At 72.2% G+C, this 20,758-nt stretch carries 15 protein-coding genes; 7 read left to right on the forward strand and 8 right to left on the reverse strand.

All coding sequences use genetic code 11. The features are described 5' to 3' along the window. Nucleotides 1-34 precede the first annotated feature (34 nt). Together pstB and H9Y04_RS02655 are read left to right on the forward strand one after the other, a co-directional pair. Entirely contained in the window at nt 35-892 is an 858-nt protein-coding gene (gene pstB, locus H9Y04_RS02650) for a phosphate ABC transporter ATP-binding protein PstB (protein ID WP_187812127.1), read from the forward strand. A 75-nt stretch (nt 893-967) separates the two neighbouring features. Then, nucleotides 968-1,675 carry a response regulator transcription factor gene (locus H9Y04_RS02655; protein ID WP_187811995.1) on the forward strand — a complete coding sequence of 236 codons (708 nt, stop codon included), beginning with the start codon at nt 968-970 and terminating at the stop codon, nt 1,673-1,675. Nucleotides 1,676-1,696: 21 nt separating this feature from the next. Here H9Y04_RS02655 and H9Y04_RS02660 read toward each other — a convergent pair whose 3' ends face one another. Continuing rightward, on the reverse strand, nt 1,697-2,926 hold the full coding sequence (locus H9Y04_RS02660) for a saccharopine dehydrogenase family protein (protein WP_187811996.1): 1,230 nt from the start codon (nt 2,924-2,926) through the stop codon (nt 1,697-1,699). A 148-nt stretch (nt 2,927-3,074) separates the two neighbouring features. Here H9Y04_RS02660 and H9Y04_RS02665 point away from each other — a divergent pair, with 148 nt between their 5' ends. Continuing rightward, nucleotides 3,075-3,791, forward strand: a complete 717-nt coding sequence (locus H9Y04_RS02665) for a TetR/AcrR family transcriptional regulator (protein WP_187811997.1) — start codon at nt 3,075-3,077, stop codon at nt 3,789-3,791. A gap of 170 nt (nt 3,792-3,961) precedes the next feature. On the opposite strand, the gene H9Y04_RS02670 is transcribed toward H9Y04_RS02665, so the two are convergent. The 3 genes from H9Y04_RS02670 to H9Y04_RS02680 form a co-directional block, all read right to left on the reverse strand. Further along, nucleotides 3,962-4,834: an alpha/beta hydrolase gene (locus H9Y04_RS02670; protein WP_187811998.1), complete on the reverse strand. Its 873-nt coding sequence runs from the start codon at nt 4,832-4,834 to the stop codon at nt 3,962-3,964. A 72-nt stretch (nt 4,835-4,906) separates the two neighbouring features. Next, a complete protein-coding gene (locus tag H9Y04_RS02675; protein ID WP_187811999.1) occupies nt 4,907-5,929 on the reverse strand; it encodes an extracellular catalytic domain type 2 short-chain-length polyhydroxyalkanoate depolymerase in 1,023 nt (340 codons plus the stop codon). Then, complete coding sequence (locus H9Y04_RS02680) at nt 5,926-7,386, reverse strand: long-chain-fatty-acid--CoA ligase (protein ID WP_187812000.1); 1,461 nt, start codon at nt 7,384-7,386, stop codon at nt 5,926-5,928. Before H9Y04_RS02680 ends, H9Y04_RS02675 begins: the two co-directional genes overlap by 4 nt. Before the next feature lie 189 nt (nt 7,387-7,575). On the opposite strand from H9Y04_RS02680, the gene H9Y04_RS02685 reads away from it, so the two are divergent. Further along, nucleotides 7,576-9,444: a helix-turn-helix domain-containing protein gene (locus H9Y04_RS02685; RefSeq protein WP_308800839.1), complete on the forward strand. Its 1,869-nt coding sequence runs from the start codon at nt 7,576-7,578 to the stop codon at nt 9,442-9,444. Nucleotides 9,445-9,555: 111 nt separating this feature from the next. Here H9Y04_RS02685 and H9Y04_RS02690 read toward each other — a convergent pair whose 3' ends face one another. Both H9Y04_RS02690 and H9Y04_RS02695 read right to left on the reverse strand, forming a co-directional pair. Then, nucleotides 9,556-11,712: an autotransporter gene (locus tag H9Y04_RS02690; protein ID WP_308800840.1), complete on the reverse strand. Its 2,157-nt coding sequence runs from the start codon at nt 11,710-11,712 to the stop codon at nt 9,556-9,558. 154 nt (nt 11,713-11,866) lie between these two features. Beyond that, nucleotides 11,867-12,874 carry an arabinan endo-1,5-alpha-L-arabinosidase gene (locus H9Y04_RS02695; RefSeq protein WP_236070542.1) on the reverse strand — a complete coding sequence of 336 codons (1,008 nt, stop codon included), beginning with the start codon at nt 12,872-12,874 and terminating at the stop codon, nt 11,867-11,869. A gap of 241 nt (nt 12,875-13,115) precedes the next feature. Here H9Y04_RS02695 and H9Y04_RS02700 point away from each other — a divergent pair, with 241 nt between their 5' ends. The 3 genes from H9Y04_RS02700 (at nt 13,116) to H9Y04_RS02710 (ending at nt 17,051) form a co-directional block, all read left to right on the forward strand. Further along, nucleotides 13,116-14,105 carry an ROK family protein gene (locus tag H9Y04_RS02700; protein WP_187812003.1) on the forward strand — a complete coding sequence of 330 codons (990 nt, stop codon included), beginning with the start codon at nt 13,116-13,118 and terminating at the stop codon, nt 14,103-14,105. Between the two features lie 376 nt (nt 14,106-14,481). Next, nucleotides 14,482-15,939: a cellulase family glycosylhydrolase gene (locus H9Y04_RS02705; protein ID WP_187812004.1), complete on the forward strand. Its 1,458-nt coding sequence runs from the start codon at nt 14,482-14,484 to the stop codon at nt 15,937-15,939. Nucleotides 15,940-16,028: 89 nt separating this feature from the next. After that, nucleotides 16,029-17,051, forward strand: a complete 1,023-nt coding sequence (locus H9Y04_RS02710) for a LacI family DNA-binding transcriptional regulator (RefSeq protein WP_187812005.1) — start codon at nt 16,029-16,031, stop codon at nt 17,049-17,051. Nucleotides 17,052-17,209: 158 nt separating this feature from the next. On the opposite strand, the gene H9Y04_RS02715 is transcribed toward H9Y04_RS02710, so the two are convergent. Next, nucleotides 17,210-18,247, reverse strand: coding sequence for a LacI family DNA-binding transcriptional regulator (locus tag H9Y04_RS02715; protein WP_187812006.1), 1,038 nt, complete (start codon nt 18,245-18,247; stop codon nt 17,210-17,212). Beyond that, nucleotides 18,244-20,655 (reverse strand): glycoside hydrolase family 2 protein, encoded by a 2,412-nt coding sequence (locus tag H9Y04_RS02720; RefSeq protein ID WP_187812007.1) that lies wholly within the window; start codon nt 20,653-20,655, stop codon nt 18,244-18,246. Before H9Y04_RS02720 ends, H9Y04_RS02715 begins: the two co-directional genes overlap by 4 nt. Between the last annotated feature and the right edge of the window lie 103 nt (nt 20,656-20,758).

A 20,758-nucleotide genomic window follows, 5' to 3' on the forward strand; every position in this document is an offset into this window, starting at 1 on the left:
CGACGCCCACCTTCCCGCCCAGCAGAGGACCGACATGAGCGCACCCGGCGCACCCTCCGAGGCCCCCGGCGGAATCAAGAGCCCCCAGGTGTCCTTCCGCAGCGCACCGTCGCTGGAAGCCCCGGTCTTCGAGGTCGGGAGCCTCTCCGTCTACTACGGCAGCCACGAAGCGGTGCGCGATGTGAACCTGACCGTCGGGCACCGGCAGATCACCGCGCTGATCGGACCGTCGGGCTGCGGCAAGTCGACCGTCCTGCGCTGCTTCAACCGCATGAACGACCTCATCCCCACGGCCCGCGTGGTCGGCAAGATCCGCTACCACGACGAGGATCTGTACGGCCGCGAGGTCGACCCGATCGAGGTCCGCCGGCGCATCGGGATGGTCTTCCAGAAGCCCAACCCGTTCCCCAAGTCCATCTACGACAACATCGCGTACGGGCCCCGCGTCGGCGGCTTCAAGGGCAACCTCGACGACCTGGTCGAGGAGACCCTCACGCACGCCGCCCTGTGGGACGAGGTCAAGGACAAGCTCAAGTCCTCCGCGCTCGCCCTGTCCGGCGGGCAGCAGCAGCGCCTGTGCATCGCCCGCACCATCGCGGTGAAGCCCGAGGTGGTCCTGATGGACGAGCCCTGCTCGGCCCTCGACCCGATCGCCACGGCGAAGATCGAGGACCTCATGGAGAAGCTGGCCGAGGAGTTCACGATCGTCATCGTCACGCACAACATGCAGCAGGCGGCCCGCGTCTCGCACCGCACCGCCTTCTTCACCGCGGACGTCGACGACAAGGGCGAACGCCACGGCCGGCTCGTCGAGTACGACGAGACCGAGCGGATCTTCTCCAACCCGTCCGACCGTCGTACGGAGGACTACATCTCGGGCCGCTTCGGCTGAGGCCCCCGTTGCCGCCGTCGAGGCACAACTCCCGCACACAGCACGGTACGTGGCCCGTCCGAAGGAGGACCACGCGTGACCCACGATGAGAACGGACGGGACGGCGTCCGGCCGCCCGACCTCCTGCTCTCCGACCCGGACGCCGACCTGGCCGCCGCGGCCGCCGCCCGCTTCGAGGCGGCCGGAGTGACCACCGTCGTCTGCCACGACGGCGCCGAGGCCCTGCTCCAGGCCGGCGCCCGCAGGCCCGCCGCCCTGCTGCTCGGTGCCCCGCTGCCGGTGGTGGACTGCGCGCGGGTCACGGAGCTGGTCGCCCGGCTGCACCCTGTGCCGGTCGTGGTCGCCGCCGGCGCGGACGGCACGGCGGAGGCCACGGCGGCGCTGGATGCGGGGGCGGTGGCCTATGTGGCCCGCCCGTACCGCATCGAGGAGATCGTGCCGCTGCTGCCCCGGGGCCGCGCGCCCGTGCCCGTGCCGCTCGTGGTCGGCGACATCGAGCTGGACCCGGTGGGCTTTCACGTCCATGTACGCGGGCGCCAACTGAAGCTGCCCGTACGGGAGTTCATGGTGCTCCGCTACCTCATGGAGCACGTCGGCCGGGTGGTGCCGCGCGCGGAACTGAGCCGCGCCCTGTGGGGCACGGACACCCTGGACAGCAATACGCTCACCGTCCATGTCCGCCGCGTCCGCAACAAACTGCGCCAGGACGGCGGCAGTTCCTGCACGATCGACGCGATACGGGGGATGGGGTACCGGCTCGAGGCGGCGCGGGTGAGCCGGTGACCATCGGTGTCGGAACGGCGGTCAGCGCTCCTCGCGCAGGCCCCACGGGGAGCCGTATGCGGTGAGGAGGTCGAGGAACGGCCGGGGTGCGAGGGCCTCGGGGCCGAGGACGCCGGAGCTCTTCCAGACGCCGGTGGCGATCAGTTCGAGGGCGACGACCGGGTTGACGGCGGTCTGCCAGACCACGGCCTGGGAGCCGTACTCGCGCATCGACCACTCGTTGTCGACCACGTGGTACAGGTACACCTCCCGTGCGGCCCCGTCCTTGGTGCCCTTGACCCAAGTGCCCGCGCAGGTCTTGCCCTTCATACGGTCGCCCAGCGTCGCCGGGTCGGGCAGGCAGGCGGCGACGACATCGCGAGGGGAGACCTCGACCTTGCGGCCGTCCGGACCGGGGACGGCGACCTTCGTGGTGGAGTCGAGGCCCAGCTCGTGCAGGGTCTTCAGCTTGGCGATGAAGTCGTCGCCGAGCCCGTACTTGAACGTCACGCGGCGCGCGTCCACCCAGCGGGGGATGAGGAGCACCTCCTCGTGCTCCACGTTCACGCACTCCACCGGGCCGATGCCCTCGGGGAACTCGAAGACCTCCGGCTCGCTGAACGGCGCGGTCGTGAACCAGCCGCGGTCCTTCTCGTAGACGACCGGCGGGTTGAGGCACTCCTCGATCGTGGTCCAGATGGAGAAGGACGGGGCGAAGTCGTAGCCCTCGACGGTGAGGTTCGCGCCGTCGCGTACGCCGATCTCCTCGATCTCGTCGAAGAGTTCATCGGCCGCGTACCGGGCGAAGACGTCGGAGAGACCCGGCTCCACACCCATGCCGCACAGGGCGAGGCGCCCCGCGGCCTCCCATTCGGCGGCCTTCGCGAACTGCTCGTCGCCGAGCTTCACTCCGCAGTTCTCGTACGGTGCCGTGGCGTGCGGCGCGGAGAGCGACATCGCCATGTCGAGGTAGTGCGTGCCGGCGGCGAGCGCGGCGTCGAACAGGGGCATCACGAAGCGCGGGTCGGTGGCGTTCAGGAGGACGTCGCAGTGCTCCTCCGTCAGGGCCCGGCGGACGGCCTCCTGGTCGGAGGCGTCCAGGCGGAAGGCGCTGAACCGGGCTTGCTGCTCCTCGCCGAGCGCGGCGACGGCCGCTTCGGCGCGGGACAGGTCGTAGTCCGCCACCACCATGTGCGTCAGGAAGTCGCGCCGGGCCGCGATACGGGTGACGGCGGTGCCCACGCCGCCCGCGCCCACGAGGAGTACACGCATGACCTTGCCTCTCGACGAAAGCTCCCTCCGGACGGTCGCCCGGAGGGTCCGGACCGTTCGCCCGGGGGTGAGCCGATGCAACGGCATGGAGTGGCTTAATGTCTACGGCGTTGGCATAAGGGCCCGTGTCCCCGGAAGGTGCTGCTCGATGGCGAAGAAGGTGGTTCCCGAGGCGGAACGGCGCAGGCGGCGCCCGACCCGCCAGGGGCAGGTGCTCTCGGAGGCGCTGATCGTCGAGACGGCGCTGCGGATGCTGCACGAGCACGGGAGCGCGGGCCTGACCGCGCGGCGTCTGGGCGCGGCGCTCGGTACCGATCCCAGCACCGTGTACCGGTACTTCGCCGGGCTCGACGGGCTGACGCGGGCGATCGGCGAGGAGCTGATGGGGCGGGCCCTGGACACGTGGCGGGCGACGGGGGAGTGGCGTGCGGATCTGCGCGCCCTGGGTCTGGCGATCCACGCCTCGTATCTCGCGCATCCGCAGGCTGCGGTGCTCACGGCGAGCCGGGTCACCGGGCGGCCGCGCGAGATCGAGGTGGACGAGACGATCCTCGGGATCCTGCGCGGCGCGGGCTTTCCGGACGTCGACGCGGTGGCGGTCTACCACGCGTTCATCGACCTGGCGCTGGCGTTCGCGGCGCTGGACGCGGGGGCGCTGGCGCTGAAGGACGAGGCGCGGGAGCGGGACGAGCGGATGTGGAACTCGACGTATGCGCGGCTGCCCGCCGCGACCCATCCGCATATCGCCGCCACGGCGCGGCTGTTGGCGGAGCGCATGAACCGCAGCGCGTACCCGACGGTCCTGGAGACGCTCCTGGACGGGGCGGCGGAGCGGCTGGTGGGGGCGGGGCGGCTGGGTGGCTGAGCCACTGGGCCGCCCGGTCGCCCAGCCGTGGTCCGGGGGTGGGCGAGTGGCTGAGCCACTTTGCCACCCAGCCGCCCAGTCGCGGACCGTGAGGTGGGCGAGTGGCTCAGCCACTTTGCCACTCGGCCACCGTGTGGCCCACTGGCTCAGCCACTCGCCCACTCGCCCACTCACCCACCCAGCCGCTCAGCCACCACCCCCGCCGGCTCGCCCATCAAGATCGTGTAGTGGTTGCAGTCCGGGACCTGCTCCACGGCGAGGTGCGCCGCCCCGTCGCCCGCGAACCGCCCTACCAGCGGCTCCGGCAGCATCCCGGGCGCGGTGTCGAACAGCCCGCGCGGCGCGTACAGGAGCCGGGCCGGCACCGACAGCTCGGCCAGGTTTTTCGCGAACTCCGCCTGCTCCGTGAGCAGTTCACGCCCGTCCGTACGCGCCGCCTCCTCCCGCGCCCGCGACCGCCGCGCACCCGCGGGCCCCATCAGGTCGTAGCGCACATACGCCTCGATGTCCTCGCTCCAGTACGGGCCGAGCGCCGGGTGCGCGCGGAAGAAGTCCACATACGCGGCATCGTCCGGATACGTCATCGCGAGCCGGGCGATCGCGGGACCCAGCGTCGCGTCGAGCACCGCGTCGGGGTCCGCTCCCTCGGGCACCGGCAGCGGAAGCCCGCCGTCGATCATGAGCAGCCGCGCGAACAGCTCCGGCCTGCGCACCGCCGCCCGCAGCGCCACATACGCCCCCATCGAGTGCCCGGCGAGCGCCACCTCGCCCCCGCCGCCCCAGTGTTCGGCCACCGCGCAGACATCGGCGGCGTGCTGCTCCATCCCGTACGGACCGGGCGTATCGGTGCTGCCGCCGCGTCCGCGCAGATCGACCGCGAACAGCGTCCAGTCCGCGGGCAGCGCCCGGGCCACCCCGCTGTACGACATCCCGGACGCGGTGATCCCGTGCACCGCCACGGCGACCTTCGGTCCCTCGCCGAAGCGCAGCACCCGCAGGGTGCCGCCGTCGACGGGAAGATCGAGCTCGGCCGGCTTGTTCATCGGTAACTCCCTTGTCGCAGTGAGCTTTTCCCGTAGCAGAGGCGTTCCAGGAGAGATGTTCCCTCGCAGGCCTCAGCGCGCGCCGCCCCCGAGCGCCCGCACCTCGTTCATGATCATGCGCATCTGGGGCGCCGACTTCTGCGCATAGTCCCCGCCCGTGTATCCCCACCAGTCCCAGCACCCCTGCGGATTGCCGCGCGCCACGCTGATGTCGGTCTGCGGATAGAGGATCACGAGGTCGTTGGTGTCCGCGTACTCGTTGAGATAGGACTCGCGGGCGAAGCGGTCGCCGACGAACTTGTTGTCGCTCAGGCACCCGTGCAGCGCGACCACCAGCTTGCAAGCCACCCCCGCCGCACAGGACTTGGGCGTGTACAGGAAGCTCTTGCTGCCCAGGCTGTAGAACTGCGCCCAGCCGCCCGGCGTGTAGCGGTCCTGGTCGTGCTCGCTCAGCGTCCCGCTCTGCGCGCCGGCCGGCGGCCGCACCGCGTCCGCGCCCAGCCAGTGCGTGAGCAGCTCGCCCTGCGGATCGTTGCCGCAGTCGATCAGGAACGGGAAGAAGGTCGTCCCGCACGGCAGCGCACCGTCGGGCCGCGGCCAGCCGTGCCCCGCGGGATCCGTGTCGTGATACGCGATCCGCGCCCCCAACTCCCGGTGGACCTGCACCCCTTCGTCACTCACGCGGTCGGTCACGAGCGGGTCCTTCGTCCCGTGGTACGTGTAGACAGGCTTGCCCGCGAGCCGGGAGACCGGGTCGATCTTCCCCTGCTCCGACCACCGCCGCGCCGTGGCCACGATGCCCGCCGGATCCGTGGACGCGAGCCCGGTGCACTCGGCAAGACCGTGCAGGATGCTGCCCTGCCCGCAGTAGTACGGGCCCGCCGCGAACACCGCCGCGCCCTGGAACGTCCCCGAGTACGCGATCTGCAGCTGCGAGGCCATGAACCCGCCGGACGAGATGCCGGTGACGTACGTGTCCGTGATGTTGAGCGCGGGCAGCGGAGGTTCGAAGGCGGCCTCTGCGGGCGCGGCCGTCACGGCCACGAGTGCGAGGGCCGCGGTGAGGGCGCTGCGGGCCAGGGTGGCGAGTCTCATCGGACGCTCTCCTCCAGGCTGTGGGGGGTCAGGACCGGCGGCTCGATCTCCCGCTTGAGGATCTTCCCGGTAGGCCCCTTGGGCAGCGCGTCGGCGATCGCCACCACGCGCGGGTACTTGTACGGGGCCACGCGTGCCTTGACGAAGGCGAGGAGCTCGTCGGGGCGTGTCACCGTGGCGCGGCCGGACTTCAGGGCGACCACGGCGGTGACCTCCTCGCCCAACTCCGGGTGGGGCGTGCCGAGTACGGCCGCCTCGGCCACGGCAGGATGCTCGTACAGGATCTCCTCGATCTCCCGCGGATAGACGTTGAAACCACCGCGGATGATCAGCTCCTTCTTGCGGCCGACGATCCGGAAGAGCCCGTCCGCCTCCCGCACCCCGAGGTCACCGGTGCGCAGCCAGCCGTCGCGCAGCACCTCGGCGGTGTCCTCGGGCCGGTTCCAGTAGCCCTTCATCACGTTGTGGCCGCTGATCGCGACCTCGCCCGTGCGGCCGTCGGGCAGTTCACGGCCCGACTCGTCCTGGATACGGATCCGTACGCCCTCGATCGGCAGCCCGATGGTGCCCGGCCTGCGCGGGCCTTCGAGCCGGTTGAACGAGGCGACCGGAGACGTCTCCGAAAGGCCGTACCCCTCGAGGAGCGGGCAGCCGAAGGCCTCCTCGAAGGCGTGCAGGATCTCCACCGGCAGCGAGGCGCCGCCGGAGGCCGCGAGCCGCAGCCGCCCCCGGTGCGCGGGCCCGAGCGACGGATGCGCAAGCAGCGCGCCGAACATCGTCGGCACCCCCGCCCATACGGTCACCGCGTCCCGTACGAGCAGATCGAGGGCCTCGCCCGCGTCGAACCGCGGAAGCAGCGTCACGCTCGCGCCCGCGGCGACCGCGCAGTTGAGGACGCAGGTCTGGCCGAAGGAGTGGAACAGCGGCAGGCCGCCGAAGAGCACGTCGTGCTCGGTCAGGCGCAGCAGCGAGGAGTTGGTGGCCTCGACGTTGCGCAGCAGATTGGCGTGCGTCAGCTCGGCGCCCTTGGGCTTGCCCGTGGTGCCGGAGGTGTAGATCAGCACGGCGGTGTCCTCGCCGGAGCGCTCCACGACCTTCTCCAGCGGTGCGTGCGGGGCGAGTTCGGCGCCCCAGTCCCGGTCGGCGCCGAGGGTGATCAACGCCCGTGAATCCGCGATCAGATGCTCCCGCTCACGCTCCTTGAGCAGCGGATTCATCGGGACGACGATGCCGCCGGCACGCAGGATGCCGTAGTAGAGGACGGCGAACTCGGGCACGTTCGGCAGGCTGAGCCCCACGCGGTCGCCGGGTTCGAGCCCGTACGCGAGCAGATACGAGGCGGCCCGTGCGGAGTCGCGGTCGAGCCGGGCATACGTGAGCGCCTTGCCGCCGAGCCGCAGGGCCGGGCGGTCCGGATGGCGGGCGGCGGTGTCGGTGAGCAGACGGACGAGGTTCACGGAAGGCTCCAGGGAACGAGGGCGGAACGCCGGAGTCGGTGTCGCAGAGCCAACGGTCGCGGGGCGCGGCCCCCGCCGCCATGGAGAACATCCACACCTCCTCAGGGGCAGGAGTGGAGATCCGCCACGTCGCGTGACGGTCGCCACATCGCCGTACCGGGAGCGGGGCCCGTGCGGTATCACTGCCGGGTGAGCACCACGCCCGCCGCCGACGGCGCACTCCTGCGGCTCCTGTGCGAAGAGGCCGACGAGGAGGCCCTGCGCGCGAGCGGCGCGGCCGCGCCCCTGGTCGGCGACGCCCTGGAGATCCGCGCCCGCCTCGCCGCGCACCGCAGCCGCGAGGCCGCCCTGGCCGCGCTCTACGAGACGGCCGGCGACCTCGCCTCGCTGCGCGCCCTGCCCGATGTGCTCCAGGCGATCGTCCGCCGCGCCCGCACCCTGGTCGGCACGGATGTCGCGTATCTGCTCCTGTACGACCCGGAGCAGGGCGACACCTACGTGCATGTCACCGAGGGCATCACCACGGAGGCCTTCAAGACCGGCCGGCTCGCGGTCGGCACGGGCCTCGGCGGCCTGGTCGCCAAGACCGCCCAGCCGTACCACACGGCGGACTACCCCAACGACGAACGCTTCGCGCACTCCGACTACGTGGACTCGGTGATCGGGGCCGAGGGCCTGGTCGCCATCCAGGGGGTGCCGCTGAAGTTCAGGGACCAGGTGTACGGGGTGCTGTTCGCCGCCAACCGGCGCGTGCGCCCGTTCTCGCCCGCCGAGGTCGAGCTGCTCATCTCGCTCGCCCACCATGCGGCCCTCGCCATCGAGAACGCCACGCTCTTCGAGGAGGTCCGCAAGGCGGCCACCGTCCACGAGCGGCTGACCGCGGTCGCCCTCGACGGCGGCGGTCCCGCGGAGCTCGCCCAGGCGCTCGCGGAGGTGCTGCGCGGCAGTGTCTCCGTCCTGGACGCGGACGGCCGCCCGGTGGCGTCCGCGGGCGAGGAGCCGCCTCAACCCGCCGATTTCGTACGGGAGTTGAACGCCTCGCGCACCCGGCGTGCCTCCGCGACCCGGGGCCAGGCCTGCGCCACCCCCGTCATTGCCGCCGACGAACACCTGGGCACGCTGCTGTTCGTACGGGGCGGTCTCGACGCCTCCGATGTGCACGCCCTGGAACGCGCGGCCCAGGCCGTGGCGCTGATGCTCCTGCACGAACGCGGGGTCGCCGCGGCCGAGCAGCGGCTGCGCGGCGAACTCCTCGACGAACTCCTCGGCGCCCCGCACCGCGACCCCGAAGGCCTCACGCGCCGCGCGGCGCTCGTCGGCCTGGATCTGCACCGCCAGCACATCGTCCTGGTGGCGCGGGCCGAGGACGCCGCGCGAAGAAGGAGGATCGCGGATCTGGCGGGCGCGTACGCCGTCCGCCACGGCGGGATCGCGGGGGAGTCGGGAGGTGACGCGGTGGTGGTGCTGCCGGTGGAGCCGGGCCCGGCGGATCCCGGCTCGGTGTATCCGGGCCCGGACGCTTCGGCCGACGGCTCCGCGGATCCGGGGCGGGCCGCCCGCAGGCTGGCGGCGGCGCTGGGGGCGGGGGTCTCGGAGACCGCGGCCGTTTCGGGAGCCGTGACGGTGGGCGCGGAGAGCGCCGCGCCGGGCGCTTCCGGTGTGGCCGACGCCCACCGTGACGCGGCCCGCTGCGTGGACGCCCTGGTGGCGCTCGACCGCGTGGGCGAGGGCGCCTGCCGGGACGACCTCGGCATCCACGGCCTGCTGATCGGCCGTGCGGAGCGGGCCGAGCTCGACCGTTTCGTGCGCCGCACGATCGGCCCGCTGCTCGACCACGACGCCGCCCGCGGCAGCGATCTCGCCGGTACGGCGCTCGCGTACTTCGCGTGCGACGGCAACCTCGCGCGCACGGCCGCGGACCTGTACGTGCACGTCAACACCCTCTACCAGCGCATCGACCGCATCTCTGCCCTCCTGGGCGCCGACTGGCGCCACGGCGACCGGGCGCTTCAGGTCCACCTGGCGCTGAAGACGCGGCTGACGTCGGGGTGGGGGTGAGCGTCGGTTCCGGGCGGGGCGGGGCGGAGCCGAGCGCTGGCTCGATGCGGGGCGGAGCTGACCGTCTGGTGACCGAACGCCTCCTGCCCGTACGGGAGTTGCCCCCTCTCCTCAGCGCGCCCGATGCCGCCCCGCCGCCGGCGCCTCCCGTACGGTGCGCCGCCTGATCAGCAGCGCCGCGAGCACCAGCACCACCGCCGCGCCGGCCGCACCCGCCGCCGTCCAGAGCCACGACCCGGACCCGTCGGCCTCGGACACCGGCCCGCTCGCCGCCACGGCCTCGCGCGCCGCCCCCGGCTTCGCGCTCGCGGACTCCCGGACGAGCGCGACGTCGTTGCCGTCACCACCCCGGTACGTGAGCCGGTACTCGGCCGACGCCACCGTGACCCGGGCGCCCTCCCGCAGGCCGGTGAAGGCGCCGGTGGCGGGCCGCTCGCCCGCGAGGGCGAGCAGCACCGGCTCGTCCGGCGCCTCGCCCTTCGGCGGCCGCACGACGAGGCGCCCGGCCAGGGACACCTCCCCGCTCACCTTGGGCGGTGTGTCCCCCGCACGCACGGTCAGCTCGCCGCTCTTCGCCTGCCGGAAGTCCCCGTGCAGGATGAACGACCCTTGCAGGGCGCCGGAGTTGTACAGCTCGCCGCCACGCAGCGTTCCGGCGACACCCTTGCCCGTCCCGCGCAGCGTCAGCCGCCCCTTTCCGCCCCAGATCACCTCGCTGCCGGCCACCGCGTCGAGCGAGCGCAGCGTCTGGTCCCCGGCCCGGGTCAGATCGAGGCGGGCCTCCTTGCCCGTGAGACGTACCGCGCGGCTGGCGGCGAGGGTGCCGCGGTGCAGTTCGAGGGCGCCGCGCCGCACCGTGGTCGTCCCGGTGTACGTGGCCGCGCCCGTCAGTCGCAGCGGCGCCCGGCCCGCCTGCGCGAGCGCCCCGGAGCCGCCTATCGCGGACAGGGTGAGCGGCTTGTCCGTGTTCTGCGCGATCAGCGTCCCGTCGGTGGTCAGCCCGTACCGCGAACCGCCCTGGTAGAGCTCGCTGTCACCGCCCGCCTTGCCGCTGCCGAGCCGCAGCACGGCACCCTTCTCCACCGTCGTCGTGCCGTCGTAGTACTGCCGCGCGGCGAAGGTGACGTCATTGCCCCGCACGCCCTTGATCACGATGTCGCCCTGGCCGGGCGCGGAGAGCGTGTCGTGGAAGACGCCGCCGCCGATCGGGGCGCCGAGCGTGACGGGCCCGTTGTACGCGAACGTCAGGCGTGAACGCTCGCGCGCCGCAAGGAGGTTGATGTAGACCGTCTCGGCCGTACCGGGCATGAAGATCTTGTCCGTCGTCCCGTCGCCCCACTGCAGGTTGGCACCCTTGATGTTGGTGCCCCGCTTGTTGATGTTCTTGTGCGCGGGACGCCAGTTGAGCGCCGGATCGCTGAGGGTCGGGTTCCTGTCGCTGCCGCCGTCGGCCCAGCTGTACTGGCCGGTGAGCACCACCTTGCTGCCCGGCCGCGACTGGACGTTGATGTCGCTGCCGTACTCGCGCTGGTAGAAGTCCATGCGCTGTGTGACGGTCTGGCCGAGCGGGGTGTCGACCGTCCACGTCCCCTGGTTGAGGATCTTGCGGACACCGGGCAGCGACGTGGCGAACTCGGGCGCACCGGCGTTGAGTTGGGTCCCGTTGTCGATGGTGCCGGTGAAGTCGGGGTGGGTGCCGGACAGATCCCATCGGCCCCACAGGAAGCGCGGCTGGGTCAGGAGCCCGGAGCCGCTGATCGTGCCGAGGTTGTACGCGCTCGTCAGCGACAGGCGCAGGGTCCCGTCGACGCGGATGTTGTTCTGGTTTTGCCGGTAGGCCGGTGTGTTGTACGGGTAGTGCGCGATCTGTCCGGCCGTGCCGCCGTCCCCGTACTGGAGCGTCGCGCCCCGCTCGACGGTGACGGCCGGCGAGTCGGGGTGGTGCACGGTGACGTACGGATGGTTGCCGCCCTGCACCCGTACCCGCTGCCGCTGCCGCGCCTTCGGCAGCGTGAAGTCGCTGTCGCGGACCAGGACGAGCGTGCCGGTGCCCGCGATCCGCAGCGTGCCCTCACCGGAGAACACACCCCGGTACGTGTGGGTGCCGCCAGGCAGCCGGACCACCGCGTCACCGGTCAGCCGTACGTCACGGCCCGCGAGCACGTCGGCCGTGAGGTCGCCGCTGCCCCCGGCAGCACGGGCGGGCGGCGCGCCCGCCAGGGACAGAGTGAGCGCCGCGGCGGCGAGCAGGCAGGCGGCGCGGGACACGGGACGGGGCGCGGTGCGCGGGTCGGTCGTGCATGGTGCGGGGTCTCCTTCTTCGGACGGGCGAGGGGGCGCACATCCGAAGAAGGAGACGGAGCGCGAGGCGCCCGGATAACACTTTTCCGTGCGGTGCGCCGACGGGGCGGCGGTGCGCCCGTCAGTACGCGGTGGGCCAGCCCCCGCTCCAGTTCAGGAGGTTCACGCCCAGCTTCGGGGCGCCGTTGTCCTGGCCGTCGTAGTAGTGGTAGACGAGCAGGTCGCCGTCGCTGTCGGGGAGCACGGACTGTCCGCCGGGCCCGATGTACCGGCCGTGCGTGGCGAGCACCTCCGAGCCGCCGCCCGCGGTCATCCGGACACCGTTCTTGTCGATGTACGGGCCGGTGGGCGAGCCGGCCCGTCCCACCTTGATCTTGTACGTGGAGTTCACGCCGGCGCAGCACACGTCGTACGAGGCGAAGAGGTAGTAGTAGGCGCCGCGCCGTACGACGGCCGGACCCTCGACGGCCTTCGAGCCGGTGGGCCGGGCCGCGATCGAGTAGAGGGTCCGGTCGCCCGCGTACTGCTTGCCGGTCGAGGGGTCGAGCCGGATCATCTTGATCCCCGATGACCAACTGCCGAGGGACATCCACCACTTGCCGTCGCGGTCCACGAAGAGGTTCGGGTCGATGGCGTTGTAGCCGCTCGACGTCGTCGTGGAGTGCACGATGCCGTGGTCGGTCCAGGTGCCGGGCTGTCCGCTGGGCGAGCTGGCGAAGCCGATCGCGGAATGGGTGGAGCCGAAACTGGAGACCGCGTAGTACATCAGGTACTTGCCGCCGTGGTACGACACGTCCGGCGCCCAGGGGCTCCTGTCCTTCGAGTAGGTCGCCCACCAGGACGGCAGGTTGGTGAACGCCGAGCCCGCCCGCTTGAAGTGCGTGCGGTCGGTGGAGGTGCGGGCCTCGATCCCGTTGTGCGTGGAGTACAGGACGTATCCGCTCGGCGTCTTCACCATCGACGGGTCGTGCACCGCGATGTCCCCGGTCAGGACACCGGGGTTCGGATAGGCGGCGCTCGCGCTCCCGGGCACGAGCGCGGCGGCCGCGGCGAGGGCGGCCCCGGCGGCGGGCAGCACGAAACGCTTGCGCAGGCGCCGGGCGTGGCGGGCCGTGTGGGTGGCGGTCATGTGGGGGCGGCTCCTTCGAGAGTGGGGGGTGCTCTTTCGGGGGGTGGGGTTCATGGGCGGGGGCTCGAAGGTCAGTCGCCGCCGCCGCGGGGAAGGTTGCCGGGTACGGTGTGCCCCGCCCGCGCTGCGAAGCGCCGGATCCGGTGTCCCCCTCCCTGAACTTAAGCGGTTAAGTATCCTCTCGGAAACTGTCACGGTTCCGCGGTGCGCGGCTTCGCCTCGCGCCGGGAGAGGGAGGGTCATGTACGCGGCATTGGACATCGGCGGTACGAAGATCGCGGGGGCGCTCGTCGACGAGGAGGGGCGGGTGGTGCGGCGCGTCCAGCACCCGACTCCCGCACGCGAATCGGCCCGCGTCCTGATGGGGGCGGTCGACGCAGTGCTCGACGGCCTGGCCAAGGAGCCCGGCTGGAGCGGCATCCACGGCCTGGGGATCGCGAGCGCTGGCCCGGTGAACACGGCGCAAGGCACCGTCAGCCCGGTCAACATCCCTGCGTGGCGGGACTTTCCGCTGGTGGCCGAGGTGCGCTCGTATCCCTCGCTCCTCGCCGGCATCGAACCGGTCCTGGTCGGGGACGCCGTGGCGATGACCGCGGCGGAACACTGGAGGGGCGCCGCGCGCGATGTCGACCACGCGCTGTGCATGGTGGTCTCGACGGGCGTGGGCGGCGGCCTGGTCCTCAACGGCCGCCTGCACCAGGGGCGTTCCGGCAACGCGGGCCACATCGGCCACATCAGTGTCGATCTCGACGGAGCCCCCTGCCCGTGCGGCGGGCGCGGCTGTGTCGAAGGGCTGGCGAGCGGAACCGCGATCGCCCGGCAGGCGGTGGCGGCAGGCTGGGTGCGGCCGCGGGGCGAGGAGGCCACGGCGGCGGCGGTCGCGGCGGCCGCAACACAGGGTGACCCGGCGGCACTCGGGGCGTTCGACCGTGCGGCACAGGCCCTCGCGGCGGCCATAGCCGCCACCGCCACCCTGGTCGAGATCGAAGCGGTCGTCATCGGCGGCGGCGTGGCGCAGGCCGGCGACGTCCTGTTCGCCCCGCTGCGGCGCCATCTCGACTCCTACGCCACGCTGGACTTCGTCCGCGGACTGCGGGTCGGGCCCGCGGCCCTCGCCCAGGACGCGGGCCTCGTGGGGGCGGCCGCGGCGGCACGGGCGTCGGCCGGACGGGCTGCGGCGGCACGGACTTCGGCCGGCCGGTCCGCGGCGGGTGTCAGGGTCCGGGGCTAGGCGGGTTCGTGCGCCGCGAACTGGCCTTCGCGAAGCCGCTTAACCGGTTCGGTAGAAAGCATTGTGCTGAGGAACCGTGCCCCCTAATGTCGGGGCCGTCGCCGAGCGGAAGCCTGCGAACCGGTACCCGGCCTGCCGTGCAGCAGGCCGGGCGCGTACCGGCCGGCTCCCCGCGTACCGCTCGGTCATGCCGCCGCCCCGGGGTGTCCGACGCACCCCGGGTGGCGGCCGGCCGGCGCCGAGCCGACGGCCTTGGCCTGCCGTGTCCCGGTTGAGCGGGCACGGCCCGTACCGCCCCTGATGCCGCGTCGCGCCCAGGGCTGCCGCCATCGGCTGCCCACGGACCGGCGCGCACCGATCGAACCAGGAGCAGTAGATGAGACGAACACGAGCCGCAACCGCCTGTGCCGCCCTGCTGGCAGCCTGCGCCGTACCGCTGACGGTCGCGCCGTCCGCGCAGGCCGCCGGATCTGCCGGGGTCGCCGGGTCCGCAGGGGGTGCCGGATCCACCGGATCCGCCACGCGGGCAGCCGAAGCCGCCGTCCCGTCCGTGCAGGCCGCCGAAATCCCCGGCTTCCATGTCGCCGGTGGCCGGCTCCTCGACGCCAACAACCAGGACTTCGTGATGCGCGGGGTCAATCACGCGCACACCTGGTACCCCGACCGCACCGACCAGGCGCTCGCGGACATCAAGGCCAAGGGCGCCAACTCCGTGCGCGTCGTGCTGAGTACGGGCGACCAGTGGACCAAGAACGACACCGCCGATGTCGCCCACGTGGTCGACGAGTGCAAGCAGAACCGCCTGATCTGCGTCCTCGAGGCCCATGACACGACGGGCTACGGCGAGGCAGGCGCCGCGACATCGTTGTCAAAGGCCGTGGACTACTGGCTGAGCGTCAAGGATGCCGTCGTGGGCCAGGAGAAGTACGTCCTGGTCAACATCGGCAACGAGCCCTACGGGAACACGAACTACACGGCCTGGACCGCCGACACCAAGGCCGCGATCGGAAGGCTGCGGACGGCCGGCTTCGACCACACGCTGATGGTCGACGCCCCCAACTGGGGCCAGGACTGGTCCTTCACCATGCGCGACAACGCGGCCGAGGTCATGGCCGCCGACCCGGACCGCAACATCCTGTTCGACATCCACATGTACGGCGTCTACGACACCCCGGCCGAGGTGAGCGACTACCTGGGCCGCTACGTCAGCGCCCAACTGGCCATCGTCGTCGGCGAGTTCGGCGACATGCACTCGGACGGCAATCCGGACGAGGACGCCATCATGGCCACCGCCCGCTCCCTGGACCTCGGCTATCTGGGCTGGTCCTGGAGCGGCAACGGCGGCGGAGTGGAGTACCTCGACCTCGTACAGAACTTCGACGCGAACAGCCCCTCCGCCTGGGGCCGGCGCCTGTTCGACGGAGCCGACGGCATCAAGGCCACCGCCAAGGAAGCCGGCGTCTTCGGCGACGGCGGGGGTGGCGAGGAGCCGGAAGAGCCTGGCGAGCCGGGCACCGGCGCCTGCGCCGTCGCATACCGCCTGCACGACTGGGGCACCGGGTTCAACGCCGAGGTCACCGTCCGCAACACCTCCGCGAAGGCCATGGAAGGCTGGCAGCTGGGCTTCGCGTTCCGCGGCGAGGAGAGGATCACCTCGATCTGGAACGCCAAGGCGGCCCAGGACGGCAAACAGGTCCGTGTCACTCCCGAGTCCTGGACCCGCACCATCCCGGCGGGCGGCTCGGTGAGCTTCGGCCTCAGCGCCTCCACCACCGGCGGCACTGCGGCGCCGGCGTCCTTCCAGCTGGACGGCGCCGCCTGCGCCACGGACTGACTCCCCGTTCAGTGACCGGATGAGCGACCTCGGCGGCCGACCGGTAAGGTCGGCCGCTGAGGTGCGGAACCGGTACAGCGGGAGGGCGCATGAAGAGGCCGACGATCGCGGACATCGCGCGCCAGGCGGGAGTCTCCAAGGTCGCGGTCTCCTACGCACTCAACGACCAGCCCGGCGTCTCCGAGCAGACCCGGGCGCGGATCAAGGCGATCGCCGCCGAGGTGGGCTGGCGGCCCAGCAGTGCCGCGCGTGCCCTCAACGGTGCGCAGGCGCGCGCCGTCGGCCTGGCCGTGTGCCGGCCCGCGCGCACCCTCGGGGTGGAGCCGTTCTTCATGGAGCTGGTCGGGGGGATCGAGTCCGAACTCGCTCCGCGCTCCATCGCGTTGATGCTGCAGATCGTCACCAGCCACGAGGACGAGATCGAGCTGTACCGCCGCTGGTGGGGCGAGGGCCGGGTGGACGGGGCCCTGCTCGTGGATCTGCACGTGGCGGACGCCCGCGTGCCGGCGCTCGAAGCCATGGATCTGCCGGCGGTGGTCCTGGGTCCGCCGGGGGCCGCCGGCGCCGTGCCCTCCGTCTGGTCCGACGACGGGGCGAGCATGCGCGAGACCGTCGCCTATCTCGCCGCTCTCGGGCACCGCGCCATCGCCCGCGTGGCCGGACTGCCGCAGCTCGCGCACACGGCCGAAAGGGATGCCGCGTTCGAGGACAGCTGCCGCGAGGCCGGGCTGCCCGGGCCCGTCGTGGTGCACACGGACTACTCCGGCGACGAGGGCGCACGCGCCACGCGCAGGCTGCTCATCGCGCCCGAACGCCCCACGGCGATCATCTATGACAACGACATCATGGCGCTCGCGGGCCTCTCGGTCGCGCAGGAGCTCGGCATGGAGGTCCCCCGGGACCTGTCCCTCGTGGCCTGGGACGACTCACCCTTCACGCAGGCCGTACGGCCCCAACTCACCGCGCTCACCCGGGACATCGGGGAGTACGGTGCCCACGCGGCCCGGATGCTCCTGGCCGCGGTCGACAAGCAGCACGTGACGCACAGCCAGGTGCCCGCCGCCCGCCTGCTGCCCCGCGCGAGCACCGCGGCGCCGCCGCGTACGGGATGAGAAACCACTCGTACCGGCTGAGGCCGCCGCGTACGGGATGAGAAGCCGCCGGTACCGGCTGAGGCCGCCGCGTACGGGATGAGAAGCCGCCCGTACCAGCTGAGGACGGCCGCGTACGGCCTGAGCAACTCGTACCGACCGAGACCGCCACGCACCTGTCACCCCGCGACCGCGCGCGGCACCCCCGTGGAAGCACGCGGTGTCAGCGACGGGGTCATCACCGGCCGCGGCCGCACCGGACGGCCGGCGATCACGTCGAACAGTTCGCGCGCCACCTCCGCCCCGAACCCGTGCACGTCGTGGCTCATCGCCGAGAGCGTGGGATGCGTGAGCCGGCACAGCTGGGAGTCGTCCCAGGCGAGCAGCGACAGTTCGTCCGGGACCGCGACCCCCATCTCGGCGGCCACCCCGAGACCGGCGACCGCCATGATGTCGTTGTCGTAGACGATCGCGGTCGGCCGCTCGCGCCGCAGCAGCAGCGAGCGGGTGGCGCGCGCTCCTTCCTCGCCCGCGAATCCCGTGGTGACCGGGGGAGTCGGCTGCAGACCCAGCTCACCGAGGGTGTCCTGGAAGGCCCGCTCCCGGATGGCGCTGTGCCCGAGGCCGGCGGGGCCGCCGACCCGGGCGATGCGGCGATGGCCGAGCGCGGCCAGATAGCGCACCGCCTCCGCCACCGCTGCCGCGTCGTCCGTCCAGATCGACGGGATCCCGCCGGTGAGATCGGGGTGCCCGACCGCGACCGCCGGGATGCCGAGCTCCTTGAGCGGACCGATCCGCGGGTCGTCCCGGTGGAAGTCGACCAGGATGGACCCGCCCACCTGGCGTTCGCGCCACCACGTCTCCTGCAGCGCGATCTCCTCGTCCAGACTGCTCACGAGCCGGAGCAGCAGGGAGCAGGACCGCTCGGCGAGGACGCTCTCGATCCCGGAGATGAAGTCCATGTAGAACGGTTCGAGCCCGAGCAGCCGCGCCGGCCGGCACAGCGCGAGACCGACGGTGTCGGCCCGCCGTGTGGACAGGCTCCGGGCGGAGGAGTTGGGCGCCCAACCCAACTCCCGTGCCACGGTGAAGATCCGCTCCCGGGTGGCCTCGGACAGACCGGGCTTGTGGTTGAACGCGATGGACACCGCGCCCTTGGACACCCCGGCCGCCGCCGCGACCTCCTTGATGGTGATGCGCTGGGCGGGAGCGCTCACGCGGGTTCCACGCAGAACAGGGCCGCGCGGATCGCGTTGGCGCCGACGCCCGCGGCCCCCCGTACCCGGATGCGTGTGCGCTCCCCGGGCAGCAGGGTGACCAGGCCCCGGTCGGCCGTCGCGTGGGGGGCCACGCGGTCGGCCTGAAGGAGCAGATCTCGGACGAGCGTGTGCGAGATCACCTCCACGTCCACCGTGTCCGGGTCGCCGCCCACGGTCTCGACAGCGATGTCGAAGCGCGGCTGCGGATACGCGAACTCCTTGTCCGGTACGGGCAGATGGACCGCCCGCAGCTCCTCGCTGTCGGCCACCAGGTACTCCTTCGTGGCCCCGTCCGCCGGCCGCACCTCGGGCGGCACCGGCAGCCGGAGCACCTCGCGGGCGGGCACGGTGAGCCCCAGCGAGACGCGGGCGGAGAGGGTGCCGTCGGTGCGCAGCAGGCGCAGCGTGACATCGGTGGTCCACGGCTCGGCACCCAGGTTGGAGAGCGTCAACTCGGGTCCGTCCGGCCCTTGTTGGAACGTCAGAAGGCGGTCGGCGTACACCCGGCGCAGCTCGTGGTGGAGCGGCTTGAGGCGGCCGTCGCCGTCGATCGCGGACCAGGAGCTGACCGGCCAGCAGTCGTTGATCTGCCAGACGACCGTGCCGGCGCAGCGCGGCCAGTGGGCGCGCCAGTGCTCGATGCCGGTGGCGACGGCACGGGCCTGGACGACCTGCGTGAGGTAGTGCCAGCGGTCGAAGTCGCCCTCGGGCAGCGCGAAATGACGTGCGACACCGCGGTTCAGCTTGCCGTTGCCGTCCTCGGCCTTCTGGTGGTGCAGCATGCCGGGGGAGTCGGGCGCGAGCTTCTCGCCGGGCAGCGCGCGGCGCAGGGTGGCCAGCGCGGGAGGCGCCTGCCAGCCGAACTCGGCGACGAACCGCGGCACGTCGGCGAGGTACTCGGTGAAGTCCCGCCGGTTCCACGCCTCCCACGAGTGGTGCGTGCCGTGGTCCGGGTCGTTGGGGTGGTGGTCCCAGGAGCCCGACCAGGGACTGCCCGCGCTGTACGCACGCGTGGGGTCGAGCTCGGCGACCACCCGGGGCAGCACCCCGAGGTAGTAGCCCTCGCCCCAGGAGTCACCGGCGAGCGGCTGCTCCCAGTCCCAGTCGCGAAAGCCCCACAGGTTCTCGTTGTTGCCGTTCCACAGCACGAGGCTGGGGTGCGGCATGAGCCGTACGACGTTCTCGCGCGCCTCGGCCTCGATCTCGCCGCGCAGCGGCTGCTCCTCGGGGTAGGCGGCGCAGGCGAAGAGGAAGTCCTGCCAGACCATCAGGCCGAGTTCGTCGCAGGTGTCGTAGAAGGCCTCGTCCTCGTAGATGCCGCCGCCCCAGACCCGTACGAGGTCCACATGGGCCGCGGCGGTCTGCTCCAGGCGGTGGCGGTAGCGCTCGGACGTGACGCGCGAGGGCAGGACGTCGTCCGGGATCCAGTTCACACCGCGGACGAAGATCCGCTCGCCGTTGACGACGAAGGTGAAACCGGTGCCGTGCTCGTCGGCGGACCGGTCGAGCTCGACCGTACGGAAGCCGATGCGGCGCTGCCACGTGTCCAGGGGTGCGTCACCATCGAGGAGAGTCAACTCCAGCTCGTACAGCGGCTGTTCGCCGTGTCCGCGCGGCCACCACAGCCTTACGTCCGGTACGTCGAGCACGACCGTGGCCTCATCGCCGCCGACCTCCGCGCGGGCGGTCACGCCCGCCACCGTGGCCTGCGCGAGCAGCGGCCGGTCCGTTCCGGCGGCGGTGCGCTCCAGGTCGACGCGCAGCTCGACCCGCCCGCGCGTACCGTCCACGGTCACCAGCGGGCGCACCCGCGCGAGCCGGGCCGTGGACCAGCGCTCCAGGCGGACCGGACGCCAGATGCCGGCCGTGACCACCGTCGGGCCCCAGTCCCAGCCGAAGTTGGCCGCCATCTTGCGGATGTACTGGAACGGCTCGGGATAGACATTCGGCCGGTCGCCCGTCAACCGGCGTACGGCTTCCGCCTCTTCGTACGCGGAGGTGAAGGTGACGTCCAACGCGCCGCTGCGGCCGGTGACATCGAAGCGGTACGAGCGGTGCTGGTTGCGGGTCCTGCCGAGCTCCACTCCGTCCAGCGTGATGCGCGCCGCGGTGTCCAGGCCGTCGAAGACCAGGTCGGTGCGCTCGTGCCCGCTCGCGGCCGACTCCTCGTAGGAGAGCGGCCGTTGATAGGTCCAGGGCTGCCGTCCGACCCAGGCCACATCCTTCTCGTGCGTGCCGATGAAGGGGTCGGGGATGATCCCCGCGGTGAGCAGATCCGAGTGGACGCAGCCGGGCACGCGGGCTTCGAGCAACGTCCCGTCGTGACTGAGCTGCCAGCCTTCGGTCAGCTGGACGACGTCCTTCATCAGCGGCTCCTCTTCGGACAGGCGCAAGCCCCGGTGGTGGGTGACGCCCGTCAACCTAACTCCCGGGTGATTAACCGGTCCAGTCCTCAGAAGCGATCATCGG

Origin of the sequence: Streptomyces polyasparticus (genome assembly GCF_014493765.1) — a bacterium.
Lineage (GTDB): Bacteria > Actinomycetota > Actinomycetes > Streptomycetales > Streptomycetaceae > Streptomyces > Streptomyces polyasparticus.